Consider the following 25,398-nt stretch of genomic DNA (forward strand, 5'->3'; position numbering starts at 1 on the left):
CAAGACGTGGGGCCCGCCGGACCGATCCGCAAGGCCGCACAAGCAGCCGTGAGGCACATGTCAGAGGGCTTTGCTTTTTTGTTCGTGACCCCATCTAATGGGCAGGACGCGACAGGAGGGGCCTCATGGCGACATATGAACGCAACCCGGATGTGATCGCGGCGCTCGACCCCGAGCAGTACCGCGTCACGCAGGAAAACGGCACCGAGCGCCCCGGCTCGGGCGCCTATCTGGGCAACAAGGAACCGGGGATCTATGTGGATGTGGTCTCGGGCGAGCCGCTATTCGCCTCGTCGGACAAGTACGAGAGCGGCTGCGGCTGGCCGAGCTTTGTGAAGCCGCTGGAGCCCGCCCACGTCCAGGAGCTGCGCGACACGACCTACGGCATGGTCCGCACCGAGGTACGCTCGACCCATGGCGATTCGCATCTGGGACATGTGTTCCCGGACGGGCCAATGGACCGGGGCGGTCTGCGCTATTGCATCAACTCGGCGTCGCTGCGCTTCGTCCATCGCGACGATATGGAGGCGGAGGGCTACGGCGCCTATCTGGATCAAGTGGAGGATGTGGCATGAGCGAACGCGCTGTTCTGGCCGGAGGCTGTTTCTGGGGCATGCAGGATCTGATCCGCAAGCTGCCGGGGGTGACCGAAACGCGGGTCGGCTATACCGGCGGTGACGTGCCGAACGCGACCTATCGCAACCACGGCACCCATGCGGAGGGGATCGAGATCGTCTTCGATTCCGCGAAGATCAGCTTCCGGCAGCTGCTGGAGTTCTTCTTTCAGATCCACGACCCGACCACGCTGAACCGGCAGGGCAACGATCTGGGCATGAGCTATCGCTCGGCGATCTATTATGTGGATGAGGCACAGAAAGAGACCGCGCTCGATACCATCGCCGATGTCGAGGCCAGCGGGCTCTGGCCCGGCAAGGTGGTGACCGAGGTCGAGCCGGTGGGCGATTTCTGGGAGGCCGAGCCCGAGCATCAGGATTATCTGGAGCGCCATCCCAACGGCTATACCTGCCATTTCCCCCGCCCCGACTGGGTTCTGCCCCGACGCGACGCGGCGGAATAGCCACGGAGCGTCCCGCGGTGAGCGCGGCCTTCTGGGACCGGGTGGCGGAGCGCTATGCGGCGCGCCCGGTGAGCGACGAAGCCGCCTATGAGGCGGCGCTCGCGCGGGTGCGTCACTGGCTCGGCCCCGAAATGCGGGCGCTGGAGTTGGGCTGCGGCACCGGCATGACGGCGGAAAAGCTGGCCGGATCGGTACTGTTTCTGGAGGCCAGCGATTTCTCGCCGGAGATGATCCGCATCGCCGAGGCGCGCCGCACCGCCGGCAACCTGCGCTTTTCCTGCGCGCCGGCCGAGACGGCGCTGGCGGGCGGGCCCTATGACGCGGTGCTGGCGTTCAACCTGCTGCATCTGCTGGAGGATCTGCCGGGCTGCCTTGCCCGCGTGCACGATGCGCTGGGGGAGGGCGGGCTGTTTATTTCGAAAACGCCCTGCCTCGGCGCGAAATGGTATCTCTGGCCGGTGATCCGCGTCTTTCAGAGCCTGGGGAAACTGCCGCGCTTCCGCTTCCTGCGGCCCGGAGCGCTTGAGGCAGCGATCCGTGTCGGCGGGTTCGAGATTGTCGAGACCGGAGACTATCCGCCGAGGCTGCCGGGCCGCTTCATCGTCGCGCGCAAGCGATAGTCGGCGCGGCTCAGCGGCATTGCTGATCGGCCCCGGCGTTGATCCGGCCACGGTCACGGATGACGATCTTACCGCGGCTGAGGTCGATCGTGCCCTCGTCGCGCAGCGCCTTGAGCATGCGGTTCACCTTCTGGCGCGAACAGCCCATAAGCGCCGCGAGATGGGCCTGGCTGATCTGGATCTCGGGGTCGTCCGGCGTGCTGAACTGGCGCAGATACTGATACAGCCGCTCGTCGACCGTATAGAACTGTTCGATGGAGCGCTGATGATTGTCGCGTAGCAGGCGCGCATGCAGGATCGCCGCGATATTTCGGATGAGTTCGGGCTTGGCGGCATATTCGAAGAGCAGCGTCGACGGACAGTAGAGCACCGTCGTATCCGGCAGCGAGATGCAGCTTGCCGCACAAGGCGTTTCAGAGAGTACCTCGACCTCGCCCAGCACTTCGCCCGGTCCGGCGATATGCACGATGCTGAGATTGCCGGAGTCGTCGATATAGCTGACTTCGATCCGGCCGCGCGCAATCAGGTAGCAGCCCTGGGTCGGTTCGCTCTGCGTCAGTAGGGTGGTCCGTTCGCCGCAGAACCGTCTGGTGCAACCGTCAAGAAATGCCGCCTTGTCGGCCTCGGGCAGGCCGCTTAGCAGGCCGGCCTCCATAAGATGCGGATAGGCGACGCTGTTTTTCATGCCGGACCCTTGGGATAGGGGCCCATCGCCGGAACGGCATGCAAGATCGCTTCACGACACGCGAAAGCGTAACCGCAACGGGTTTGATCTGAGCGACTGCGGAATGATGTATCGGCCATGTCCATGGGTCTGAATGCTCCCGGCGGGTGACATATTTCGCCACCCGCCGTGCGCACCATACTACCCATACCAAGGAGGGAAAATGCCCCCGATACACAAAAACAAGTGCGCGCAATCGCGCACGGGTAACCTGACAGGAACAAACCGGACAATGCCCGAAGATGTTGCTGTCGCCGCACTCATAAACAAAGCCATAACCCGGAAGACGAACGATTGCCTCTTTTGGGGGACTGTCCCCGAGATCGTGACCTACAGACAGGGTAGCCGTTCGTCCTGGCTGAAAGTGTAACCCGCGCGACTGTTCTCGTGGAAAGTCGCAAGTCAGATACAGACTTCCGCATACGTTGTGTCTGCGCGGCCACAGTCGTAGAGATCATCTGCGGCGGTCTGACGCAGTTTTCTGCCATTCCTCTGGCTGAAGCGGACCGTTTCTGTCGCAAAGAGTTCCCGACTCATCGCATTTTGCGAATCTGTCGCGTGGCGCGACAACAGATTCGCATACCGGCGCTCGACACGGCCACGGGCGGGCGGCTCGCCTGTCTCGGATCGTGCCCCCGCCGGGCCTGCCTGGATGACGCGTTGCGAGGTGGCCGGATGCGTCGCTGCTCTCCCGCTCTGCGGTGCGGCAGTCCTTTTGGCAGGGTTTCCCGCTCAAACACAGTGCGGCGCGAAACCCTGCTATTGTCCCGCCTAGGTCCAAATCGTGCCTCAATCTGCGACGATACCCTTTCTTCGACAAGAACGAACGAGGAAACGGTGATGGATCGTCTGACCGAAATGGAGGCCTTTGCCACGGTCGTGGACCAAGGTGGTTTCACCGATGCGGCAAAGAAGATGGGCATCTCGAAATCGGCCGTGTCCAAGCATGTGTCGTCGCTCGAGGCCCGTCTCGGCGCGCGGCTGCTCAACCGCACCACCCGCCGCGTCTCGCCCACCGAGATCGGTCTGGCCTATTACGACCGTGCGCGCCGCGTTCTGAACGATGCCGGCGAAGCCGACGCTCTGGTCACCTCGATGCAGTCGGCGCCTTCGGGCCTGCTGCGCATCTCGGTCGCCACCGATTTCGGTGTGAATCACCTGTCGCCGGTGCTGGGCGATTTCCTCGCGGAATTCCCCGACATCACCGTCAATATGGTGCTGAACAACCGCTATGTGGAGCTGATCTCCGAAGGGTTCGACATGGCGGTGCGCATCGGCGAGCTGGAAGATAGCACCCTGCGCGCCCGCAAGCTCACCGACACCACCAAGCGGATGATCGCTTCGCCCTCCTATTTCCAGAAATTCGGGCGCCCGACGCGGATCGACGATCTCAACGAGCACAAGCTGCTGCACTATTCCAACCAGTCGAGTGGCAATGTCTGGAAGGTCACCGCGCCCTCGGGTGAAAAGCGCCAGGTGCGCACCGCCGGCTGGCTCTCGGTCAATGACGGGCAGTCGCTGCTCAATGCCTGTATCGCCGGGCTCGGCATCGCCTATCTGCCCTCCTATCTCTACGCGGACGCCATGAAAGAAGGGCTGGTCGAGGATGCGATCCCCGATCTGCCGGTCGAAACGCAGGGCATCTATGCGGTCTATCCGCCGGGCCGCTTCACCCAGCCCAAGGTTCGCGCTTTTATTGATTTCCTGGTCCACGCCTTCGCCGAACGAGGCCCGCAGGACTGGTAACCGAGGTTCTTCCCCAAGTCTCGCGAGGCACGAGGCCGACTGCGCTCCGGAATGTTTCCGGAGCGCTTCTTTTTTCCGCGCTCTGTGCCGGCGCCCGCACTGGATTGTCGCCGGACAGGTGACTAAATGCGCAGAGGTCCCAGCGGAGAAGAGAGCAGATGCGCCAACAGCTTGACGTGTTTCTGGAGCGCCCCGTGACGCGCTATACGATCATGGGGGTGATCCTGTTCAATGCGATCATTCTGGGGCTCGAAACCTCGCAGGGCGCCATGGATGCCGCCGGCTGGCTGATCGTGACGCTGGACGGGATCTGCCTGGCGATCTTCGTGGCCGAGCTGGTGGCCAAGCTCTATGCGCGCGGGCTGGCCTTCTTCCGCTCCGGCTGGAACGTCTTCGATTTCTTTGTGGTCGGCATCGCGCTGGTGCCGGCGGGGCAGGGGCTCGCGGTGCTGCGGGCGTTGCGCATCCTGCGTCTGCTGCGCGTTGTCTCGGTCGCGCCGACCCTGCGCCGGGTGGTCGAGGGCTTCGTCTCGGCGTTGCCCGGCATGGGTTCGGTCTTCCTGCTGATGGGAGTGATCTTCTACATCTCCGCCGTCATCGCGACCAAGCTCTTCGCCGCCGCCTTCCCGCAATGGTTCGGCACGCTCGGTGCGTCGTTCTATTCGCTGTTCCAGATCATGACGCTGGAAAGCTGGTCCATGGGCATCGTGCGCCCGGTGATGGAGGTCTACCCAGAGGCCTGGCTGTTCTTCGTGCCCTTCATCCTGGTCACCACCTTCGCGGTGGTGAACCTGGTGGTCGGCCTCATCGTGAACTCGATGCAGGAGGCGCATGCGGAGGAAAGCAACGCCGCCACCGACCATTATCGCGACGAGGTGCTGCGCCGGCTCTCCGCCATCGAGGCGCGGCTTTCCGAGCGCTCCTGATCCTTCATCTTTCGGACAAATACTCCCGCCGGAGGCGTCCTGCCCGCGCCGCTTGCCCCGCCGCCCGGGCATGGGTAGACCGGCGCCATGCGGATTATCGACGGCATCATCAGCGACCGGGGCTCGAAATACGCTGTCTCGGGCGCCCCCTGCGGCTCGGAGGCGGAGGCGAAGCAACTCCTCAAGGAACTCTGCCGCAAGAAGAAATTCGCCAAGGCCACGCATAACAGCTGGGGGCTGCTGACTGCGGACGGTCCGGTCAAGAACGACGACGGCGAAAGCGGCGCGGGCATGGTGATCCTGCGAATGCTGGAGCGCGAGGATCTGCGCGATCATCTGGTCGTGGTGACGCGCTGGTACGGCGGCAAGCATCTGGGTGGCGACCGGTTTCGCCATGTGCAGGAGGCGGTGCGGATCTATCTCGAGGATCTGCGCGGTTAGGACCGCGAGGTCCGCATCGCGGCGCGCATCCTAGGCAAAGAACGCTCGCCGCAGCAGGTTCAGCGCCGCCACCAGCAGCACCCAGAGCGTGATCTTGCGAAACGCGGCCTGGTCGATGCGGTCATGCACCCGCATGCCCAGCCACATGCCCGCCAGTGCCGGGATCAGCAGCAGGGCGGAAAACCGCACCGTTTCGGCGTTCAGCACGCCAGAGACGGTATGCGCGGCGGTCAGTGCCACCGCGCCAAGCCCATAGGCCACGCCCTGCACGCGGATCTGCTCGCGCTTTTCGGTGTCTATCGCCGTGAGATAGGCCACGAGCGGCGGCCCCCAGACGCCGGACATGCCGCCGATAAAGCCCGCGACACTGCCCACCACCGCCTCCAGCCTGCGGTTCGCGCCCTGTCGCAGATGCGGGCGCCAGCCCGCCAGCTGCATCGCGCAGAACAGCGCCACGGGCCCGCCGATCAGCGCAAGCATCACCGGCACTGGCAGTACCCGGACGAGCTGCGAGGAGATCAACAGGAACACGAGCCCGCAGCCGAGGAACACCCCGAAGCGCCGGACAGAGGCCAGCGCCGGGCCAAAACCCTGCCGCAGTGCCTGTATGGCATTGGTCAGAAGCGTCGGCAGAATCAGCCCCGCAAGCGCCAGTTCCGGAGGCAGGAAACTGCCGAGTCCCGAAATCAGGATCATCGGCATGGCGAAGCCGACCATTCCCTTGATCAGCCCGGCCAATGCCGCAATGCTGAGTGCAAGCAACAGCGCCGCCGGGGAAACGAGCGTAAAGATCACGTCCATGGGCGGGGCATAGCATGGCACAGCAGTCGGCGCAGCAGTATTTCATCGCGTAACAATAGAACCTTCTTCGTATATTTCGCGCATTTTTGTTGCGCTGCACCTGCAAAATAGATATCCCCCACACGACCCAGGAGAAGGAAGTGATTCATGGCACATGACGGACAAGACGTAAGCCTTGGCGAAAGCCTCCTGCTCGACGATCTGCTGGCGCTGACCAAATCGGCCATCGCCCCGGCGGAGGCGGTGTTCGAAGCGGCGCGGCAATCGGTGCGCGCCATGGTCGAGGAGGACGGGCGCGTCTCCGGTACGCTGATCGAGGCGCACCAGTTCGCGGCGCATGGCCTGGCCTGGCTGGCCACCTATGTCGAGTCGCTGCGTCAGATGCAGTACTGGGCCGACAAACTCACCGGAGAGGGCACGTTCGGCGAGGTCGAGCAGCTCATTCACCAGATCGCATTCGGCGAATATCTCAGCCAGATCGCCGGCGGCATCCAGATGAACCAGGGCGAGATGGTGCGTCTGGGCGATCTCGGCCTCGGCGCCGAGGTGCTGGCCGCTTTCCGCACTCCCGAGGTCGAGATTCTGATGGCGCGCGGCAACGGTCAGGCCGCCCGCACCCGTCTGGTCGAGCTGATGCAGGAGCGCGCCGCCGAGATCACCGTCGGCAAGACCGGGCTCGACGACGAGCTCGAGATGATCCGCGAGCAGTTCCGCCGCTATGCCGTCGACAAGGTCGAGCCCTTTGCCCATGAGTGGCACCTCAAGGACGAGCTGATCCCGATGGAGGTGATCGAGGAGCTCTCCGAGATGGGCGTCTTCGGCCTGACCATCCCCGAGGAATATGGCGGGTTCGGCCTGTCGAAAGCCTCCATGTGCGTGGTCTCCGAAGAGCTGTCGCGCGGCTATATCGGCGTGGGTTCGCTGGGCACGCGCTCGGAGATCGCCGCCGAGCTGATCCTCGCGGGCGGCACCGAGGAACAGAAGGAAAAATGGCTGCCGGCGCTTGCCAGCGGGGAAAAGCTGCCCACGGCGGTCTTTACCGAGCCCAATACCGGCTCCGATCTCGGGTCGCTGCGCACCCGCGCGGTGAAGGGCGAGGATGGTGATTACACCGTGACCGGCAACAAGACCTGGATCACCCACGCCGCGCGCACCCATGTGATGACGCTGCTTGCGCGCACCGACCCGGGCACGTCGGATTACAAGGGCCTGTCGATGTTCCTGGCGGAAAAGACCCCGGGCACCGACGAGGATCCGTTCCCGACCGAGGGGATGACCGGCGGCGAGATCGAGGTGCTCGGCTATCGCGGCATGAAGGAATACGAGCTCGGGTTCGACGGGTTCAAGATCAAGGGCGAGAACCTGCTGGGCGGCGAAGAGGGCAAGGGCTTCAAGCAGCTCATGGCGACCTTTGAAAGCGCCCGGATCCAGACCGCGGCGCGGGCGATCGGCGTGGCGCAGGCGGCGCTCGATGTGGGGATGCGTTATGCGGAGGATCGCAAGCAGTTCGGCAAATCGCTGATTGCCTTCCCGCGCGTCTCGGGCAAGCTGGCGATGATGGCGGTGGAGATCATGATCGCCCGCCAGCTCACCTATTTCTCGGCGCGCGAGAAAGACGAGGGTATCCGCTGCGATCTCGAGGCGGGCATGGCCAAGCTGCTGGGCGCCCGGGTGGCCTGGGCCAATGCGGACAATGCCTTGCAGATCCATGGCGGCAACGGCTTTGCGCTGGAATACACGGTGAGCCGCATCCTCTGCGATGCCCGCATCCTCAACATCTTCGAGGGGGCCGCCGAGATTCAGGCACAGGTGATCGCGCGCCGTCTGCTCGGATAACCCGTAGGGTGGGCAATCTGCCCACCGTCCATTCTCGGTGATGCGCAAGCATCTGCTCCGACGAAACAAAAGGGCCCTGCCGAATGCGGTGGGGCCGTTCTTGTGTGAATACATTCACGATTTACGACCTATGAGTGGTGGGCAACCCTACTTTCGTCACGAGGTCTGATCTCGATCAATGCCGCGGCGCGGCGCGGGTGGTTTGACTGAGTCAAATTCCAAAATTCGAATGGAGGGAACCATGAGCTACAAAGAAACGCTGTCCGGGCTGAAGCCGCAGGTCAAAAGCCTCAATGGCGCCATCGGCGATACCGCCCAGGGCTTTGGCATGATCGCCAAGAGCCTGCATGGCGACACAGCGCTGACCCACAAGCAGAAAGAGCTGATCGCGCTGGGTATCGCCGTGGCGATCCGCTGCGAGCCCTGCATCCTGTTCCACACAGAGGCGCTGATCCGCATGGGCACCACGCGCGAGGAAATTGCCGAGACGCTGGCGGTCTGCGTCGAGATGGGCGGCGGTCCGGGCGTGATGTACGGCTCCAAGGCGCTGGCCGCGTTCGACGAGCTGTCGGCGGCCTGAGCGCCGGGCCTTTCGGAGGTTTGAGTGAATGTGACAGCCCCGCCTTGTGCGGGGCTGCTGTATTGAAGGGGCTCAGGCTTCGTACCGGCCGAACCGGCCCTGGGGCGGCAGGGCCCAAGCCTCGGGCAGCGCGGTCTCTGGCGCGGCGGCGATGGGCTCCACCAGCGGTGCCGGCGGATCCAGGCCGTCGCCGGGGATGGCGATTGGCAGGCGCATCGCCTCGGCTAGGTGAAGCCGGTGCTGACGGGCGCGGCTGCATTCGAAGGAACCGGCGCGATAGGCGCGACAGGCTTCGGGACGGTTTTCGTAGATCCCGCAGACCAGCCGGTCGCCGTCGCGGCAGAGCTGTGCGCAATGCCCGCCGGCCATCGCCATGTAGCGGCGGCCGTCAGCCTCGGTCGTGATATCGGCAGGAATGTCGCGGCCCCTGTCCTCTGGCAGGAGAGCGATATATTTCGCGTGCGTGCCGAAACAGCAGGCGCCACAGCGCGTACAGTCCAATGCGTGATCCGTCATGTCGAAGGTCCGAAACGCGCCGGCGGGAGAAACCCGTGTTCGCCCGCGTGCGCCGCGCTGGCGCTTAATCCCGCGCGTGGGAATGCGCAAGAGCCATCGTTTCGGGAATGAGATGGGGAAGGGCGCATATGCGCGCCCCGCCCGGGGTGTCGGATGTCAGCCGCGCAGCGTGCCGCCGGTGGCTTTCTGCACCTTCTCGACGATCTTGCCGGCCACCGCCTCGATGTCCTTTTCGGTGAGCGTCGTATCGCTCGGTTGCAGGCGCACGGTGATGGCCAGCGATTTGCGGCCCTCGCCGAGGCTGCCGCCGACGAATTCGTCGAAGACCCGCACCTCTGAAATCAGCGTCTTGTCGGCGCCGGCCGCGGCGTTGACCAGATCCAGAGCCGCCACATCGGCATCGACCACGAAGGCGAAATCGCGCTCGACCGCCTGAAGATCGTTCAGCACCAGCGCCGGACGGCTGGCGCCCGATTTACGCGGCAGCGGGATCTCTTCCGGCCAGAGGGTAAAGCCCACCGCCGGCCCCTTGACGCCCATCTCTTGCAGCACCTTGGGGTGGATCTCGCCGAAGATGCCCAGCACCTTCTTGGGACCGAGGCAGAGCTTGCCGTGACGGCCCGGATGCCACCATTCGCGGGCGCCGCGCAGGATCTGCATTTTTGCCGGCGCGCCCATCGCCGCAAGCACCGCCTCGGCATCGGCCTTGGCGTCATAGAGATCGACGGGGCGGGCGGCGCCATGCACGTCCTTGGGCCCGGTGCGCCCGACCAGCAGGCCGGTCACCAGCAGGTGCTGTTCGCCCGGTTCGCCGCCGCGGAACGCCGCGCCGACCTCGAACAGCGCGACATCGGCAAAGCCGCGCGCCTGGTTGCGCGCCGCCGCCTGCAACAGACCGGGCAGCAGCGCCGGGCGCATATGGCTCAGCTCCGAGCTGATCGGGTTGGCCAGCATGGTCGCATCGCTGCCGCCGCCAAAGAGCTCTGCCGAGGCCTTGTCGATGAAGCTGTAGGTGACGCATTCGTTATAGCCGAGCTCGGCCACCGTGCGCCGCGCGATCTGTTCGCGCTTTTGCATCGGCGACAGGATCGGCGCCGGCACGCCGCTCTGCGGGCGCGGCATCGGCTTGCCCTGAAGCCTGGTGAGCGAGGCGACGCGGGCGACCTCTTCCACCAGATCGGCCTCGCCCATCACGTCGGGGCGCCAGGAGGGCACCTGCGCCATGTCGCCGTCGAGCGTGAAACCGAGCGCGGTCAGCGTCGCGCGCTGCTCGTCCGCCGGGATCTCCATGCCCACGAGCGAGACCAAGCGATCGGTGTCGAGCCTGTAGGCGCGCGTCGTGTCCGGGGTCTTGCCGGCGATCACCACCTCGGAGGCCTCGCCGCCGGCGATATCGAGGATCATCTGCGTCGCCGCCTCGATGCCGGGCGCCGCGGATTCCGGGTCGATGCCGCGCTCGAAGCGGTAGCGTGCGTCGGAATTGATCTTGAGCGCACGGCCGGTATAGGCGGTGCGGATCGGATCGAACCACGCCGCCTCAAGGAATACGTTCACCGTCTCGTCGCTGACGCCGGTGGGCTCGCCGCCCATCACGCCGCCGAGGCTTTCCGGCCCGGTCTCGTCGGAGATCAGGATCATCCCCGGTTCCATCGTATAGGTGCGCTCGTCGAGCGCCTCCAGCGTCTCGCCGCCCGCCGCCGCATGCACGCGCAGCCCGCCCGACATCTTGTCGGCGTCGAAGACGTGCAGCGGGCGGTTGCGGTCGAAGGTGAAGAAGTTGGTCACGTCGACCAGGAAGGAGATCGGGCGCAGGCCGATGGCCTTCAGCCGGTCCTGAAGCCATTGCGGCGAGGGGCCGTTCTTCACCCCCCTGATGAGCCGCCCGTAGAAGACCGGGCAGCCCTCGCTGGCGCTCTCTTCGATGCTCACCGAGACGGGGCAGGGGAAGGCGCCGGGCACGCTCACCTCGGGGATCGGCTTCAGCGTGCCGAGCCCGCGTGCCGCCAGATCGCGGGCGATGCCATGCACCCCCAGCGCGTCGGGGCGGTTGGGGGTGATGGCGATCTCGATCACCGGATCGACCTTGGCGGGATCGTTCTTCGCCAGCCAGTCGGTGAATTTTTCGCCGACCTCGCCGGTCTCCAGCTCGATGATGCCGTTATGCTCGTCCGAGAGCTCCATCTCGCGCTCCGAGCACATCATGCCAAAGCTCTCGATGCCGCGGATCTTGCCGACCTGGATCGTGGTGTCGATGCCGGGCACATAGGTGCCGGGCTTGGCCACCACCACGGTGATGCCCTCGCGCGCATTGGGGGCGCCGCAGATGATCTGGCTCTCGCCCTCATCGGTCATCACGGTGCAGACCCTGAGCTTGTCCGCGTCCGGGTGCTTTTCGGCTTTCAGCACCTTGCCGATGGTAAAGGCCGCCAGACGGTCGGCGGGGTTCTCGACCCCTTCCACTTCCAGTCCGAGATCGGTCAGCGCCTCGGTGATCTCATCGACCGAGGCGGTGGTGTCGAGGTGGTCTTTCAGCCAGGAAAGCGTGAATTTCATCGCAGGGGCGCCCGGGTTGGTTTCCGTGTCGCGTGGCTCTTACCGGATCGCGGCGGAAGGGGAAAGGGGCGCGCGCCCGGGCGGCGGCACGAAAACCCCGGCCCGCGTCGGATTGGGCGGTTTGCCATCGCGGAAAATAGCCTTACTCTCGCCCCGAGACGGCCCCTCGGGGCAAGCGCGGACCGCAGCCGAGGGTTTCAGACCTGATGACCACCAATCCGGATCTCGACAGCCTGCTTGCGCAAAGCCGGCGCCGCACCCGGCTGGGGCTCTGGCGGCGCAACGCGTCGGACTGGCTGCTGTTCCTCGCCGGCGCCGGGCTGATCCTCTGGGGCATCGTCGCGGGCGCGCAGGCAATGCGCTACAACTGGCAATGGTATCGCGTGCCGCGCTATTTCTGGCGCGAGATCGACGGCGAACTGATCTGGGGCCCGCTGATGCGCGGCCTCTTCGTGACGCTGGAGATTACCCTCTGGGGCGCGCTGCTGGCCTTTGCCATCGGGCTCGCCGTGGCGCTTTTGCGGCTGTCGCGCTCTTACGCCGGCCACGCGCTGGCCACCGCCTATCTCGAGATCATCCGCAACACGCCGCTGCTGGTGCAGATGTATCTCTTCTATTTCGTGCTCTCGCCCATCCTCGGGATCGAGCGCTTCTGGACCGGGGTGCTCTGCCTTGCGGTGTTCGAGGCCTCCTTCATCTCCGAGATCCTGCGCAGCGGCATCCTGTCGGTGCCGCGCAGCCAGTGGGAGGCGGCGGCCTCGCTGGGGATGCGCCCCTATGCCACCTATCGCAAGGTGGTGCTGCCGCAAGCGGTGCCGCTGATGCTGCCGCCGCTGACCTCGTCGCTGGTGAACCTGACGAAAAGCTCGGCCATCGTCTCGACCATCGCGGTATTCGACTTGACGAACGAGGGCCGCACCGTCATCGCCGATACCTTCATGACCTTCGAGATCTGGCTGACCGTCGCGGCGATCTATCTCGTGCTGACGATCGGCCTGTCTTCCGTCGCCGCCTGGCTGGAACGCCGGGCGCGCCGTTTCGCAGACCAGAATTGACTCGTTTCAAAGGGGAGCAACCCAGATGAGATTTTTCCGAACCCTCGCCCTGGCCGCCACCACCGCGCTCGCGCTGGGCTCTGGCGCCGTCGCGCAGGACACCCAGTCGGCGCTGTCGCAGGACAGCGTGATCGAGCAGATCAAGCGCGCCGGCGTGCTCAAGGTCGGCATGTCCACCTTCGTGCCCTGGGCGATGCGCAACACCGATGGCGAGCTGATCGGTTTCGAGATCGACGTGGCCACGAAACTGGCCGAGGATATGGGCGTCGAGGTGGAATTCGTGCCCACCGCCTGGGACGGCATCATTCCTGCGCTGATCGCGGGCAAGTTCGACGTGATCATCGGCGGCATGTCGATCACGCCGCAGCGCAACCTGACGGTCAATTTCACCCAGCCTTACGCGCGCAGCTCGCTGGGGGTGATGGCGCATATCGGCGAGAGCGAGGATATCGCCTGGCCCGAGGGCTACAATTCCACCGACGTGACCTTTGCCTGCCGCCGCGGCGGCTCGCCCTGCGAATACCTGAAAGAGACCTTCCCCAAGGCGACCCTGCGCCAGTTCGACGACCAGAACCAGGTGATCCAGGAGGTGCTGAACGGCAACGCCAACGCCATGGTCTCGTCGCAGCCGCTGCCGAGTTTCATCATCTACGACAACCCGGAGGTGGTCTTTGCGCCCACCGACGAGCTGATCAAGGCCTCTTCGGAGGGTTTTGCCCTGCGCAAGGGCGATCCCGACGCGCTGAACTTCTTCAACAACTGGATCCTTGTGCGCACTCAGGACGGCTGGCTGAAGGAGCGTCACGATTACTGGTTCGGCGGCCGCCCCTGGGCGGATCAGGTGCCGGAATAAGGCGATCGGGGCGGCGCCTGTGCCGCCCCACCTTGGCATGTATCCCGATCCCGACCGAAAACGCCGTTTCGGCCTGACCGATCTGATCCTGATCGCGGGCGTGCTGGGCGCGGTGTCCTATCTCTGGCACCGCGTCTCGGACGTGCTCGCCTATAAATGGAGCTGGACCTACCTGCCGCGCGCGCTGTTCCGGCCGGGCGAGAGCGGCTGGTGGGAGCCCAACCTGCTGCTCGAAGGCTTCCTGACGACGATCCGGCTGTCGCTCTGGGCGATGCTGCTGGCGAGCCTGCTCGGTCTGGCGCTGGGGATCATGGCGAGCCGCAAGCGGCTGCTGCCTCGGCTCACCACCACCGCCTATGTCGGGCTGATCCGCAATGTGCCGCCGCTGGTCTTTGTCTTCGTGTTCTATTTCTTCGTCTCGTCTCAGGTCATTCCGGCGCTGGGCGTGGATGTCTGGGCGCGCAATCTGGGCCCCGGCGCCGAGCGGCTGGTCGCGCTTTTCGCCGGGCCGCCCAACCTGCTGGAGAACTTCCTTGCCGGCGTGCTCAGCCTCGCGATGTTCGAGGCGGCCTATATCGCGGTGATCGTGCGCGCCGGCATCGAGGCGGTGCCCGAGACGCAGGTCGAGGCGGCGCGCAGCCTCGGTCTGTCGTCCTGGCAGGCGTTCCGCCTGGTGGTGTTTCCGCAGGCGCTGCGCAAGGTGACGCCGCCGCTGGCCAATCAGTTCATCATGCTGGTCAAGGACAGCTCCATCGTCTCGCTGATCTCGGTGCAGGAGCTGACCTTTGCGGGCACCGAAATCGCCGTCTCCTCGCAGCGCCGGTTCGAGACCTATATCGTCGTCGCGGCGCTGTATTTCATCCTCTGCTACGGGCTCTCGCGCTGGTTCGCCCGGCTGGAGCGGCGGCAGGCGCTTGGTCAGGGCTGAGCTTCTGCCATGTGCTGCGCCGCTGGTGCGGGCGGCTTTGGCGTATTTGGAAAGAGAAGACGCACAAGGGCGCGCCCCTGCATCTTCTTCTCTTTGAAAAATACGCCCGCCGAAGGCGTCCGGCATGGCCGATTTGGCGGCGTTCCGGATGGTGCTCCGGCGGCGCCGTAAGGGTAGGGTGGGCAATTCTGCCCACCGTCCGGCGCCGGGTCAGCGCGGCTCGAAATAATCGAGCGGGATCTTCAGATAGCTGCGGCCATTGTCCTCGGGCGCCGGTTTGCGGCCGCCGCGAATGTTGATCTGAAGCGCCGCCAGCATCAGCTTGGGCAGCGGCAGGGTGGCGTCGCGGGCATCGCGCACCGAGCGGTACTCTGCCTCGGAAGGCGCGTCTTTGAGGTGGATATTCGCCGCCTTGTGCTCGGCCACCGTGGCCACGCATTGCGCCTCGCGCCCCTCGGGCGCGTAGTCATGGCCGACAAAGAGCCGCGTGTCGTCGGGCAGCGCCAGGATGCGCTGGATCGACTCGTAGAGCTCTTTCGACGAGCCGCCGGGGAAATCCGCGCGCGAGGTGCCGCTGTCGGGCATCATGAAGGTGTCATGCACAAAGGCCGCGTCGCCCGCCACATAGGTGATCGAGGCCAGCGTATGGCCCGGCGAGAACATCACCCTGACCGGGATCTCGCCCACCATGAACTCCTCGCCATCGGCAAAGAGCCTGTCCCACTGGCTGCCGTCCTGCGGAAAGTCGCCGGGCAGGTTGTAGATGCCGGTCCAGAGTTTCTGCACGCCAGTCACCTTCTCGCCGATGGCGGTGGGGGCGCCGAGCTGCTCCTTCAGCCAGGGCGCGGCGGAGAAGTGGTCCGCATGCGGGTGGGTGTCGAGGATCCAGACGATCTCGATTCCCGCCTCACGCACATAGTCGAGGATCTGCTGCGCATTGGCGGTGGTGGTGGCGCCGGCCTGCGGGTCGTAATCCCAGACGGGATCGACAATGGCGCCTTTCATGGTGGCGGGGTCGTGGAAGACGTATTGCCAACTGCCGGTGGCTTCGTCCCAGAAGGATTTGACGGTCGGATGGTGGGTCATGGTCTCCTCATCTCTTGTCGGCTCTTGCTGCACCCGCACGGGTGTCTGTTGCAAGAGTAATGTTCGAAAATACGAATGTGTTCCGCATGGGGGTGGGGGCGGCGCAAATGTCGCGCCGCCCGGGTCATTTGCGGCTGGCTTTCATCATCCAGAGCTGCTGCTCGTGCCAGGCCAGACGGTCGGTGAGCAGCCCGGCGGAAGGCTCGTCGCCGGCCTCCTGCGCGGTGGCGATGGCCTCGCGCAGCTCGGCTGCCAGCGCATCGTGTCCGGTGATCAGCGCGTCCACCATGGCGATGGCGGATTGCGCCGGCGCGGCCTCTTCTCCGCCGAGCGTCAGGAATTCGGCAAGACTGCCGGGCGCATAGGCGCCGAGGCTGCGGATGCGTTCGGCGATTTCGTCGAGGCTGTTCCAGAGCTCCTGATACTGCTCTTCGAAAAAGCCGTGCAGCTGGCGGAACTCGGGGCCTTCGACATTCCAGTGATAGCCATGGGTCTGGATATAGAGCCGGAAGGTCCGGGCGAGGATGCGGGTCAGGCTGTCAGTATGGGCGGTTGCGGTCATCGGATCGGTCCTTTCGGGCAGGGGCGGCAGGCGGTGTTTCGGGAAGCCCCGGCGCGCGGGCGGCGCGCCGGGGGGAGCGGTCAGAGCTGGCGGGTGGAGAAATACCAGTCGACCGTGTCGTAGCCTTCGCCGGCGCGGGCCATGGCGGCCTCGGGCGTGGCAGGGGTGGGCACGATGACCGGATCGCCGGGCTTCCAGTTCTCCGGCATCGCGCATTTGTTCTCGTCAGCGGTTTGCAGCGCCACGAGCAGACGATGGATCTCGTCCACCGAACGGCCCGCGTTCATCGGGTAATAGACCATGGCGCGCAGCACGCCTTCGGGGTCGATGATGAAGGTCGCGCGTACCGCCGCCGTATCCGAGGCGCCGGGCTGGATCATGCCGTAGCTCTGCGCCACCTTCATGTTCAGGTCGGCGATGATCGGGAAGTTGATCTCGACCCCGAACTTCTCCTTGATGTTCAGCATCCAGGCGATGTGGCTGTAATGGCTGTCGATCGAGAGGCCGAGCAGCGCGGTGTTCATCGCGGCGAATTCATCCTGCTTCTTGGCGAAGGCGATGAATTCGGTGGTGCAGACCGGGGTGAAATCCGCCGGGTGCGAGAACAGGATCAGCCACTTGCCCTTGTAATCGGCATTGGTCTTGCGGCCGTCGGTGGTGGGTGCGTCGAAGGCCGGGGCAGGCTCGTTGAGGCGCGGCATCTGCGGTTGGGTGTCTTCGGTCATCGGTCTGGTCCTTTTCTTTCAGGGTCTTTCGTGAGGCATCGTCTTGCGATGACCCTGATTTAGAGGGCGCCGATAAATTAATGAAATTGATTGTATCTACATATATGATAGATTTGTTCTATGATGAATCCGCAGATCACCCTGCGCCAGCTCCGCTTCCTGCTGGCGCTCTCCGAAGAGCTGAATTTCTCGCGCGCCGCCGAGATCTGCCATGTCACCCAGCCGACGCTGAGCGCCGGGCTGCGCGAGCTGGAGGAGCGGCTGGGCATACAGTTGGCCGAGCGCACGAAGCGCTCGGTCATCATGACGCCGCTCGGCGCGGAGATCGCCGAGCGGGCGCGCGCGCTGCTGCTGGCGGCGGAGGATATCGAGGTGCTGGCGGCGACGCAGGGCCGGCCCGATCGGGGCGATCTGCGGCTGGGCGCGATCCCCACCATCGGGCCGTTTCTCATCCCAAGGGCGCTGCCGCAGATCCGCGTGGGCTTTCCCGAGCTGCGGCTGTTCCTGCGCGAAGAGATGACGGAATCGCTGGCCGAGGGGCTGCTGGCCGGGCGGCTCGACCTGATCCTCTTTGCGCAGCCCTTCGATATCGAGGGGATCGAGGTGCTGCATCTCTTCGATGACGGCTATCACCTCGCGATGCCGCCGGGCGTGTCGCGTTTTGGCGGAGGGCCGGTGAGCGGGCAGGCGCTGGAGGGCGCGCGTCTGATGCTGCTGGAGCGCGGGCATTGCCTGCAACGGCATGCGCTCAAGGCCTTTCCGGATCGCGATATCGAGCAGGACGAGAGCTTTTCCGCCACCAGCCTCGCGACACTGATTTCCATGGTGAGCGAGGGGCTGGGGATCACGCTGCTGCCGGATCTGGCGATCCATGCGGGGGTGCTGACCGGGCAGGAGATCGACCTGTCGCCGCTGAGCGACGCCTGTCCGCGCAGTGTGGTGCTGGGCTGGCGGCCCGGTAGCCCCCGGGCCGAGGTGTTTCAGGCGATTGGCCGGATGTTGCAGGCGACACAGAGGGCGATGCGGGAGGATTGGCGCATCGGTGGCGCGCCCGGCGGCGCCTAGACGGAAAGGGGGCGAGCCTTGCGGCCCGCCCCCTTCCTTTCTCACAGACACAAGGGACGTCAGTGATTGTTGTAGGCGTGCTTTTCGTGCACCGCCGCGACGATGATTGTCCCGAAGGTGATCGCCACGGCGATCAGCAGGAAGAGCATCATCACGGCAGGCTTGTCGGCGAAGGTGAAATACGCCTCGGCGCCTTCCCAGCTGTCGATCGGAGAGGTGTTCATGGGATCTTTCCTTTCTTACTCTGCCGGGGTGCCGGCGGCCGCGGGGGTGGCGACATTGACCGGAGCCGGTGTGTAGGTTTCGGGATAGGCCGAGACCGGAACCTTGACGATGTCGAGGCCCTTTTCCTGGATGTGATCCGGCACGCGCAGCAGGCCGAAGACCTTCAGGATGTAGGAGGCGACATAGCCCGGCACGAAGCCCAGCACCGCCATGGTCACGGCGCCGACGATCTGGCCCCAGAGGCTGACCGGCGGCATGCCGTCGACATTCGGGTAGCCGGCGGCGAAGATGCCGCAGGACACCACGCCGATCAGGCCGCCGATGCCGTGCACCGGGAAGGCGCCGACGGCGTCGTCGATGCCCATCTTTTCGAGCCAGACGGCAACCATCGGCACGACGAAACCGCCGAAGGTGCCGAGCGCGAAGGCCACCGGCGGGTAGTAGACATCGAGGCCCGAGGCTGCGGCGAAGATGCCGATCAGCGCGCCGGACATCATCCAGAACGGATCGCGGGTCTTGACCCAGGCGCCGATGATGCCGCCGGCCATACCCATCAGCGTGTTGAAGGCAAAGGCCGAGAGCGTGGTGGGCTGGCCGTAGATGTTGATCCACTGCTCGCCCGGCATGTAGATGATGCAGCCGCCGAGGAAGCCGAAGAAGCCGACGATAATCAGCATCAGACCGGTGATGGTGAAGGGCACGTTATGCGCGAAGATCGCGTTGGCGCTGCCGTCCTCATTGAACTTGCCGACGCGCGGCCCGAGGTTCAGCAGAACCCCCAGCGCAAAGAAGCCTGCCACCATATGCACGACGCCGGCGGCGCCCACATCGTGATAGCCGAACTTGACGGTCAGCCAGCCGGTCGGGTGCCAGCCCCAGGCGCCGCCGAGGATCCACACGACCGAGCCAAGCAGAATCGCCAGGATCAGGAAGCCGGCGGTCTGGATGCGCTCGATCACCGCGCCGGAAAAGATCGAGGCGGTGGTGGCGGCAAAGAGCGTGAAGGCGGCCCAGAAGATGCCGGTGGCGTTGTCCGCGAGGTTCGGACCCATCGACAGCTCCCACGGCAGGCCCGAGGCGTCATCGGCGGGCAGCAGGCCGTTGTAGAACGACAGGTAGATATACCAGCCGAAGAAATAGAAGGTCGGCACCATGAAGGCGAAGGCGAGGATGTTCTTGATCCCCGAGGCCAGCACGTTCTTCACGCGGCTGGCGCCCATTTCATAGGCGAGGAAACCTGCGTGGATAGCGATCATCAGCGCGGTACACCACCAGTAGAAGATTTCCGAATTGATCGTGCCCGACATGGCGGTGCTGCTCTCCAAAGCAGCCAACCGCTCAGTCAGGGCGGCGAGTTCCTGTTCCATCGTTCGTAATTCCCCATTGCGGATGTTATGTATGGGAGGTGCGTCCCTCCTGACACTAGGAGTGAATAAAGTTTCCTCAGGGCAAAACGCGGCGATGGGCTGGCAAAGGGGAATCCCTATGTTTGTTCAATCTGCGGCGTGTTTGGCTTGAGCGTGCTTATTTCCTGAGCGGCACGCGAACGGCGGCCGCTAGCTTGATAGAAAATCTACCTGTGAGAATATTTATTTCCTGATGGTAATATATTTTCCGACAGGGCCGGAGGCGCCCGCTTTTTTTTGGGGCAGAGAGGCTTATGCAGAGATTGTAGGGACATCGACGCATTGGTCGAACGGGAGGGACGCGACGCGCTCGGCAAGCAGGTGCGCGAAAAGCACCACACGTTGGGATGCGGATATCTCCACGTCCAGTTGGTCTCGGTCGCTGGCAAGGGGGTTCCCGCCGATCACTGGCACCGCATTGGCGGGAAGTGTGGCGACGATCACCTAGGTGCCGCGTGAGTTCTTCGAGGATGTCGACCGTGGCGGTATCACCATTCGCAAGGACATCGCGCCACATCTCTATTTCCAGAGCGCCGGAGCCGATCCGGTGATGATGGATCGCGCCGGCCGTGGTGTCAGGAAAAAGCGCGTTCGGTACTAGGGGGTTGGCGGCAGCCCTCATTGCCCGGTGCGGGAATGCCGGCCCGATCTCGCGGCCCATTGCGTTTGCCCCACGCTGAACGGCAGCCACCGGACATGGAAAAGCCCGCGGCATCGCGGGCTTTTTTTTGGTTTCGAAGAAGGGGCAGAACCTGACGGCGCTTGTGCCAGTCAGTCGCGCAAAAGTTTCAGCGCTTCCTTCAGGTCGATGGCGCCATCATAGAGCGCCCGGCCCGAGATTGCGCCGTTCAACGACGCGCCGCAATCGCGTAGGGCGCGCAGATCCTTCAGCGAGGACACCCCGCCCGAGGCGATCACCGGAATGGTCACCGCGCGGGCAAGCGCTGCCGTGGCCTCGATATTCGGGCCCTGCATGGCGCCGTCGCGGTTGATATCGGTATAGATGATCGCCGCGACGCCTGCGTCTTCAAAGCTTTTTGCCAGCTCCACCGCGTCCACATCGGTGACCTCGGCCCAGCCCTTGGTGGCGACGCGCCCGTCCTTGGCGTCGATCCCCACGGCGATCTTGCCGGGGAAGGCGTCAGCCGCCTCGCGCACCAGCGCGGGGTTTTCAACCGCCACGGTGCCGAGGATGACCCGCGCGAGGCCCTTCTCCAGCCAGCGCTCGATTGTGGCCATGTCGCGGATGCCGCCGCCGAGCTGGGCGGGGGTGTTGGTGGTCTTCAGGATCGCTTCGACCGCCGCCGCGTTCACCGGCTCGCCGGCGAAGGCGCCGTTGAGATCCACCAGATGCAGCCATTCGCAGCCGGCGGCGACGAATTCCAGCGCCTGCGCGGCGGGATCGTCGTTGAACACGGTGGCTTTGTCCATGTCGCCGCGAAGCAGGCGCACGGCCTTGCCGTCTTTCAGGTCGATGGCGGGGTACAGGATCATGGCGTTTTGCTCGATACAGTCTTTTGTGGATAATTTCATGACGTGCGGGGCGATGCAATCCGACCTTAGGTCATTGCTGGGTTAAAACGGGTATCTGGATACGGTCTCTGATGCACAAATTCGGCAATCTCACAGCCCTGAATTGCGCCATGTATCCTTGGAACATCTCCCGCGCGAGCGGCTTTGTACCGCTTTCGCGCAGACGCCGCCGGTTACGGGCGCCAGCGCAGGAAATTGGCGATCATGCGCAGGCCGGTGGCGGCGCTTTTCTCCGGGTGGAACTGCAAGCCGAGCACCGTGTCGCGCCCGACGATGGCGGTGACGTTGCCGCCATACTCCACATGTGCCAGCCGCTGCGCGGGATCGGACATGCGCATCTGGTAGGAATGCACGAAATAGGCGTGATCGCCGGTCGCGATGCCGTCGAGCACCGGGTGGGGCGTGTCGATCACCAGATCGTTCCAGCCCATATGCGGCACTTTCAGAGCGGCGTCCGAAGGCACGATCCGCTCGACCTCGCCGTCGATCCAGCCGAGCCCGCCGGTTTCCTCGTATTCATGTCCCTTGCGGGCAAGGAGCTGCATGCCGACGCAGATGCCGAGGAAGGGCACGCCGCGCGTCTCCACCGCCTCGACCATGGCCTGAAAGCAGCCCGAGCGCCAAAGCGCCGCGGCACAGGCGGGAAAGGCGCCGTCGCCGGGCAGCACGATGCGGTCGGCATTGGCCACGGTCTCGGGATCGGTGGTCACCACGACCTCGCCGGCGTCGGTTTCCCGCGCCATGCGCTGAAAGGCTTTTTCGGCGGAGTGCAGATTGCCGCTCTCGTAATCGATGATCGCCGTCAGCATCGCCGCGCTCCTGTCTTCAATGTCGTCCGGAAGAGGCGGGCGGCCCGGAAGGCGGCGCCGGCCTCAGAGATTTTCGTATTGCGGCATGCCGAGCACATGGAAGCCACCGTCCACATGCAGGATCTCGCCCGTGGTGCAGGCGCCGGCATCCGAGACCAGATAGACCGCCGTGCCGCCCACCGCGTCGAGCGTCGCGTTGGCGCGCATCGGGGCGTTCTGGTCGGTATGCTTGTAGGTCTTGCGCGCCCCGCCGATGGCGGCGCCGGCCAGCGTCTTCATCGGGCCGGGAGAGATCGCGTTGACGCGGATGCCCTCGGGGCCGAGATCGTTGGCCAGATAGCGCGTCGCCGATTCCAGCGCCGCCTTGGCCACGCCCATGACGTTGTAATTGGGCACGACCCGCTGGCTGCCCTCATAGGTCAGGGTGATCAGCGTGCCGCCGTTCTCAACCATCAGCGGATGCGCCCGGCGGGCGACCTCGATGAAGCTGTAGCACGAGATGTCGAGCGAGTTCTTGAAGTTTGCCCGGCTGGTGTTGAGGATCCGCCCGGTCAGCTCGGACTTGTCGGAAAACGCGATGGCGTGGACCAGAAAGTCGATCGTGGGCCAGCGCGACCCGAGCTCGGCAAAGGCCGTTTCGAGCGAGGCGTCGTCGGTCACATCGACATCGACCATGAAATCGCTGCCCACCGAGGCGGCCAGCGGCTCCAGGCGCTTGCCGAAGGCTTCGCCCTGATAGGTGAAGGCCAGCTCGGCCCCCGCCTCGTGCAGCGCCTTGGCGATGCCCCATGCGATGGAGCGGTCATTCGCCACCCCCATGACCAGCCCGCGCTTGCCCTTCAGAAGCTCCGACATGTTCCTGTTACCCGTTGTTTTTATTGTTGATCAGTCGCGATACCGGCTCAACAGCATGGAGCCGTTGGTGCCGCCGAAACCGAAGGAATTGGTCATCACCGTATCCAGCCCGGCATGCTCGACCAGCGATGTGGCGATCTCTTCGGGCTTCAACGCCGGATCGAGCGTTTCCACGTTGATCGAGGGGATGATGAAGTCGTGATGCAGCGCCAGCAGGCAATAGATCGCCTCCTGCGCGCCGGTGGCGCCCTGGCTGTGGCCGGTCATCGACTTGGTCGAGCTGACCGGGGGCGTGCTGCCGTCGCCAAAGACCCGGCGCACCGCTTCGATCTCGCCCACGTCGCCGACCGGGGTCGAGGTGCCATGCGCATTGATATAGCCGACCTTGCGGTCCTCGGGCAGGGTGGAGAGCGCCAGCCGCATGGCGCGCTCGCCGCCCTCGCCGGAGGGCGCGACCATGTCGTGCCCGTCGGAGGTTGCGGCATAGCCGGTGACCTCGGCATAGATCTTGGCGCCGCGCGCCTTCGCGTGTTCGAGCTCTTCCAGCACCAGGATGCCGCCGCCCGCCGAGATCACGAAGCCGTCGCGCCCGGCATCGAAGGCGCGCGAGGCGGTCTCGGGCGTGTCGTTATACTTGGAGCTCATCGCGCCCATGGCGTCGAACAGGCAGGAGAGCGTCCAGTCGAGCTCTTCGCCGCCGCCGGCGAACATCACGTCCTGCTTGCCCATCATGATCTGCTCGGCGGCATTGCCGATGCAGTGCAGCGAGGTCGAGCAGGCCGAGGTGATGGAATAGTTGATGCCCTTGATCTTGAAGGCGGTCGAGAGGTTCGCCGAGATCGTCGAGCACATCGCCTTGGGCACCGCGAAGGGGCCGACGCGCTTGGTGCCGCCGGTCTTCAGCACGGTCTGATGCGCGGTGAGCAGGGCCGAGGTGGACGGCCCGCCGGAGCCCGCCACCAGCCCGGTGCGCGGATTGACGACGTCGGACTCCTCGAGCCCGCTATCGGCGATGGCCTGTTGCATGGCGATATGGGCATAGGCGGCGCCCGGGCCCATGAAGCGCAGGGTGCGCTTGTCCACATGTTCGGAGACGTCGATATCGACATCCCCGGCGATCTGGCTGCGGAACCCGTGTTCCTGCATCTGCGCATTGGCGCTGATGCCGGATTTGCCCGCCTTCAGTGAGGCGAGCACCTCGTCGGCAGTGTTGCCGATGGACGAGACGATCCCGAGTCCGGTGACGACGACGCGGCGCATGGACATACTCCTGGTTCAGCTTTCGGACAGGGCGACCTTCATGTCCTTGACCTGATAAATGGTTTCCCCATCCGCCTCCACGCGGCCATCGGCCACGCCCATGGTGAGGCGGCGGGTCTGCACGGCCTTGGTGAAATCCACGTAATAGGTCAGCATCTTGCGGTCGGGCCGCACCATGCCGGTGAGCTTCACCTCGCCCACGCCGAGAGCATAGCCGCGCCCCTGCCAGCCGCGCCAGCCCAGATTGAAGCCGGTGAGCTGCCAGAGCCCGTCGAGCCCGAGGCAGCCCGGCATGATCGGATTGCCGGGGAAATGGCAGGAAAAGAACCAAAGGTCGGGCGTGATGTCGAATTCGGCCACCACATGGCCCTTGCCGTTCGGGCCGCCATCGCCGGAAATCTCGGTGATGCGGTCCATCATCAGCATGGGCGGTTCGGGAAGCTGCGCATTGCCGGGGCCGAACAGTTCGCCGCGGGCGCATTTCAACAGGTCTTCCTTGCCGAAGCTGGTGGGGTAGTCGGCCATGAGCGGGAGGCCCTTCGTTCCTTGGGTTTCAGATTGCGCCCCCTCTATCACCGTGAAAGCGCGCCTTGCAAGCCTGCCGACACGCAGGGGCCTGGCACGCGAAACCCGGATTTTCATTTGAATTAGGGGGGTGGCTTCCCCTATATAAGACAGGATCGAACCGCAGACGGAAGCAGTGATGACGTCAGAAGCCGTACAGAGGGGCACCGATTGGCTGGGCCGGGCAGGCCTGCGGCCAACCCGTCAGCGCGTCGCGCTCGCGGCGCTTCTGGTGGGCGACGGCAAGAACCGTCACGTCACCGCCGAAAGTCTTTTCGCCGCCGCGAAGAAGCATGGTGAGAGCGTGTCTCTGGCCACGGTCTACAACACGCTGCGCGCCTTCCGCGATGCCGGGCTGATGCAGGAAGTGATCGTTGACGGCAACCGCAGCTATTTCGACACCAACACCTACGACCACCCGCATTTCTATTGGGAGGACGAAGGGCGTCTGACAGATGCGCCCGCCGATCAGGTGGTGATCGCGCGGCTGCCGGATGTGCCCGAGGATGCCGAGATCGCCGCGGTCGATGTGGTCATCCGCCTGCGCAAACGCCGCTGATCCGCGCCGCAAATTCCTTGTGAGGAATTTGCAAATCTTTTTCCAAAAGATTTGACGTCCCGCCGAAGACCGGAACCGCGCCGGGTGCCGGC

At 64.8% G+C, this 25,398-nt stretch carries 28 protein-coding genes; 14 read left to right on the forward strand and 14 right to left on the reverse strand.

The window, feature by feature from the left end; translation table 11 throughout:
• The first annotated feature begins 125 nt into the window (after positions 1–125).
• Genes msrB through I6N89_RS05425 form a run of 3 tightly spaced genes read left to right on the forward strand, consistent with a single transcriptional unit; the run spans position 126 to position 1,698 of the window.
• Positions 126–575, forward strand: a complete 450-nt coding sequence (msrB, locus tag I6N89_RS05415) for a peptide-methionine (R)-S-oxide reductase MsrB (protein WP_207017190.1) — start codon at positions 126–128, stop codon at positions 573–575.
• Positions 572–1,078, forward strand: a complete 507-nt coding sequence (gene msrA / locus I6N89_RS05420) for a peptide-methionine (S)-S-oxide reductase MsrA (protein WP_207017191.1) — start codon at positions 572–574, stop codon at positions 1,076–1,078. The genes msrB and msrA overlap by 4 nt, the downstream gene beginning before the upstream one ends.
• A gap of 17 nt (positions 1,079–1,095) precedes the next feature.
• Complete coding sequence (locus I6N89_RS05425; RefSeq protein WP_207017192.1) at positions 1,096–1,698, forward strand: class I SAM-dependent methyltransferase; 603 nt, start codon at positions 1,096–1,098, stop codon at positions 1,696–1,698.
• Positions 1,699–1,708: 10 nt separating this feature from the next.
• Here I6N89_RS05425 and I6N89_RS05430 read toward each other — a convergent pair whose 3' ends face one another.
• A complete protein-coding gene (locus I6N89_RS05430) occupies positions 1,709–2,383 on the reverse strand; it encodes a Crp/Fnr family transcriptional regulator (RefSeq protein WP_207017193.1) in 675 nt (224 codons plus the stop codon).
• Between the two features lie 879 nt (positions 2,384–3,262).
• Here I6N89_RS05430 and I6N89_RS05435 point away from each other — a divergent pair.
• From I6N89_RS05435 to I6N89_RS05445, 3 genes are all read left to right on the forward strand, one after another.
• Positions 3,263–4,168: a LysR family transcriptional regulator gene (locus tag I6N89_RS05435; RefSeq protein ID WP_207017194.1), complete on the forward strand. Its 906-nt coding sequence runs from the start codon at positions 3,263–3,265 to the stop codon at positions 4,166–4,168.
• Between the two features lie 158 nt (positions 4,169–4,326).
• Positions 4,327–5,094: an ion transporter gene (locus I6N89_RS05440; RefSeq protein ID WP_207017195.1), complete on the forward strand. Its 768-nt coding sequence runs from the start codon at positions 4,327–4,329 to the stop codon at positions 5,092–5,094.
• An 87-nt stretch (positions 5,095–5,181) separates the two neighbouring features.
• Positions 5,182–5,535, forward strand: coding sequence for a YigZ family protein (locus I6N89_RS05445; protein ID WP_207017196.1), 354 nt, complete (start codon positions 5,182–5,184; stop codon positions 5,533–5,535).
• Positions 5,536–5,565: 30 nt separating this feature from the next.
• Here the strand turns inward: I6N89_RS05445 and I6N89_RS05450 are convergent, their stop codons facing one another.
• The gene (locus tag I6N89_RS05450; RefSeq protein WP_207017197.1) at positions 5,566–6,336 is read right to left on the reverse strand and encodes a sulfite exporter TauE/SafE family protein; all 771 of its coding nucleotides are present in this window, start codon (positions 6,334–6,336) and stop codon (positions 5,566–5,568) included.
• Positions 6,337–6,483: 147 nt separating this feature from the next.
• On the opposite strand from I6N89_RS05450, the gene I6N89_RS05455 reads away from it, so the two are divergent.
• Positions 6,484–8,172, forward strand: coding sequence for an acyl-CoA dehydrogenase family protein (locus tag I6N89_RS05455; protein ID WP_207017198.1), 1,689 nt, complete (start codon positions 6,484–6,486; stop codon positions 8,170–8,172).
• Between the two features lie 241 nt (positions 8,173–8,413).
• Positions 8,414–8,752: a carboxymuconolactone decarboxylase family protein gene (locus I6N89_RS05460; protein ID WP_207017199.1), complete on the forward strand. Its 339-nt coding sequence runs from the start codon at positions 8,414–8,416 to the stop codon at positions 8,750–8,752.
• 72 nt (positions 8,753–8,824) lie between these two features.
• On the opposite strand, the gene I6N89_RS05465 is transcribed toward I6N89_RS05460, so the two are convergent.
• Both I6N89_RS05465 and pheT read right to left on the reverse strand, forming a co-directional pair.
• Positions 8,825–9,268, reverse strand: coding sequence for a YkgJ family cysteine cluster protein (locus I6N89_RS05465; RefSeq protein WP_207017200.1), 444 nt, complete (start codon positions 9,266–9,268; stop codon positions 8,825–8,827).
• Between the two features lie 156 nt (positions 9,269–9,424).
• A complete protein-coding gene (gene pheT / locus I6N89_RS05470) occupies positions 9,425–11,821 on the reverse strand; it encodes a phenylalanine--tRNA ligase subunit beta (protein WP_207017201.1) in 2,397 nt (798 codons plus the stop codon).
• A 206-nt stretch (positions 11,822–12,027) separates the two neighbouring features.
• Between pheT and I6N89_RS05475 the strand changes: the two genes are divergently transcribed.
• Genes I6N89_RS05475 through I6N89_RS05485 form a run of 3 tightly spaced genes read left to right on the forward strand, consistent with a single transcriptional unit; the run spans position 12,028 to position 14,657 of the window.
• Complete coding sequence (locus I6N89_RS05475; protein ID WP_076697488.1) at positions 12,028–12,876, forward strand: amino acid ABC transporter permease; 849 nt, start codon at positions 12,028–12,030, stop codon at positions 12,874–12,876.
• Positions 12,877–12,901: 25 nt separating this feature from the next.
• The gene (locus I6N89_RS05480; protein ID WP_207017202.1) at positions 12,902–13,729 is read left to right on the forward strand and encodes a transporter substrate-binding domain-containing protein; all 828 of its coding nucleotides are present in this window, start codon (positions 12,902–12,904) and stop codon (positions 13,727–13,729) included.
• 19 nt (positions 13,730–13,748) lie between these two features.
• A complete protein-coding gene (locus tag I6N89_RS05485; RefSeq protein ID WP_328805845.1) occupies positions 13,749–14,657 on the forward strand; it encodes an amino acid ABC transporter permease in 909 nt (302 codons plus the stop codon).
• Between the two features lie 210 nt (positions 14,658–14,867).
• Here the strand turns inward: I6N89_RS05485 and I6N89_RS05490 are convergent, their stop codons facing one another.
• From I6N89_RS05490 to I6N89_RS05500, 3 genes are all read right to left on the reverse strand, one after another.
• Positions 14,868–15,743: an MBL fold metallo-hydrolase gene (locus tag I6N89_RS05490; protein WP_207017203.1), complete on the reverse strand. Its 876-nt coding sequence runs from the start codon at positions 15,741–15,743 to the stop codon at positions 14,868–14,870.
• A 124-nt stretch (positions 15,744–15,867) separates the two neighbouring features.
• On the reverse strand, positions 15,868–16,305 hold the full coding sequence (locus tag I6N89_RS05495; RefSeq protein WP_207017204.1) for a Dps family protein: 438 nt from the start codon (positions 16,303–16,305) through the stop codon (positions 15,868–15,870).
• An 80-nt stretch (positions 16,306–16,385) separates the two neighbouring features.
• A complete protein-coding gene (locus I6N89_RS05500) occupies positions 16,386–17,030 on the reverse strand; it encodes a peroxiredoxin (protein ID WP_076697473.1) in 645 nt (214 codons plus the stop codon).
• 120 nt (positions 17,031–17,150) lie between these two features.
• Here I6N89_RS05500 and I6N89_RS05505 point away from each other — a divergent pair, with 120 nt between their 5' ends.
• Positions 17,151–18,095 carry a hydrogen peroxide-inducible genes activator gene (locus I6N89_RS05505; protein WP_207017205.1) on the forward strand — a complete coding sequence of 315 codons (945 nt, stop codon included), beginning with the start codon at positions 17,151–17,153 and terminating at the stop codon, positions 18,093–18,095.
• Between the two features lie 59 nt (positions 18,096–18,154).
• Here I6N89_RS05505 and I6N89_RS05510 read toward each other — a convergent pair whose 3' ends face one another.
• Positions 18,155–18,319, reverse strand: a complete 165-nt coding sequence (locus I6N89_RS05510; RefSeq protein ID WP_207017206.1) for a hypothetical protein — start codon at positions 18,317–18,319, stop codon at positions 18,155–18,157.
• A gap of 15 nt (positions 18,320–18,334) precedes the next feature.
• Positions 18,335–19,687, reverse strand: coding sequence for an ammonium transporter (locus I6N89_RS05515; protein ID WP_207017207.1), 1,353 nt, complete (start codon positions 19,685–19,687; stop codon positions 18,335–18,337).
• A gap of 487 nt (positions 19,688–20,174) precedes the next feature.
• On the opposite strand from I6N89_RS05515, the gene I6N89_RS05520 reads away from it, so the two are divergent.
• Positions 20,175–20,327 (forward strand): hypothetical protein, encoded by a 153-nt coding sequence (locus I6N89_RS05520; RefSeq protein WP_207017208.1) that lies wholly within the window; start codon positions 20,175–20,177, stop codon positions 20,325–20,327.
• A gap of 170 nt (positions 20,328–20,497) precedes the next feature.
• On the opposite strand, the gene hisA is transcribed toward I6N89_RS05520, so the two are convergent.
• From hisA to fabA, 5 genes are all read right to left on the reverse strand, one after another.
• Positions 20,498–21,220 (reverse strand): 1-(5-phosphoribosyl)-5-[(5-phosphoribosylamino)methylideneamino]imidazole-4-carboxamide isomerase, encoded by a 723-nt coding sequence (gene hisA, locus I6N89_RS05525; protein ID WP_207017209.1) that lies wholly within the window; start codon positions 21,218–21,220, stop codon positions 20,498–20,500.
• A 212-nt stretch (positions 21,221–21,432) separates the two neighbouring features.
• Positions 21,433–22,068 carry an imidazole glycerol phosphate synthase subunit HisH gene (hisH, locus tag I6N89_RS05530; RefSeq protein WP_207017210.1) on the reverse strand — a complete coding sequence of 212 codons (636 nt, stop codon included), beginning with the start codon at positions 22,066–22,068 and terminating at the stop codon, positions 21,433–21,435.
• A 63-nt stretch (positions 22,069–22,131) separates the two neighbouring features.
• A complete protein-coding gene (locus I6N89_RS05535) occupies positions 22,132–22,923 on the reverse strand; it encodes an enoyl-ACP reductase FabI (protein ID WP_207017211.1) in 792 nt (263 codons plus the stop codon).
• A 30-nt stretch (positions 22,924–22,953) separates the two neighbouring features.
• Positions 22,954–24,183, reverse strand: coding sequence for a beta-ketoacyl-ACP synthase I (gene fabB, locus I6N89_RS05540; RefSeq protein ID WP_207017212.1), 1,230 nt, complete (start codon positions 24,181–24,183; stop codon positions 22,954–22,956).
• Positions 24,184–24,198: 15 nt separating this feature from the next.
• Positions 24,199–24,708 carry a bifunctional 3-hydroxydecanoyl-ACP dehydratase/trans-2-decenoyl-ACP isomerase gene (gene fabA / locus I6N89_RS05545; RefSeq protein WP_207017213.1) on the reverse strand — a complete coding sequence of 170 codons (510 nt, stop codon included), beginning with the start codon at positions 24,706–24,708 and terminating at the stop codon, positions 24,199–24,201.
• A gap of 178 nt (positions 24,709–24,886) precedes the next feature.
• On the opposite strand from fabA, the gene irrA reads away from it, so the two are divergent.
• Positions 24,887–25,306, forward strand: a complete 420-nt coding sequence (gene irrA / locus I6N89_RS05550) for an iron response transcriptional regulator IrrA (protein ID WP_207017214.1) — start codon at positions 24,887–24,889, stop codon at positions 25,304–25,306.
• Positions 25,307–25,398: the final 92 nt, after the last annotated feature.

It is taken from the genome of Salipiger abyssi, from assembly GCF_017311415.1.
GTDB lineage: Bacteria > Pseudomonadota > Alphaproteobacteria > Rhodobacterales > Rhodobacteraceae > Salipiger > Salipiger abyssi_A.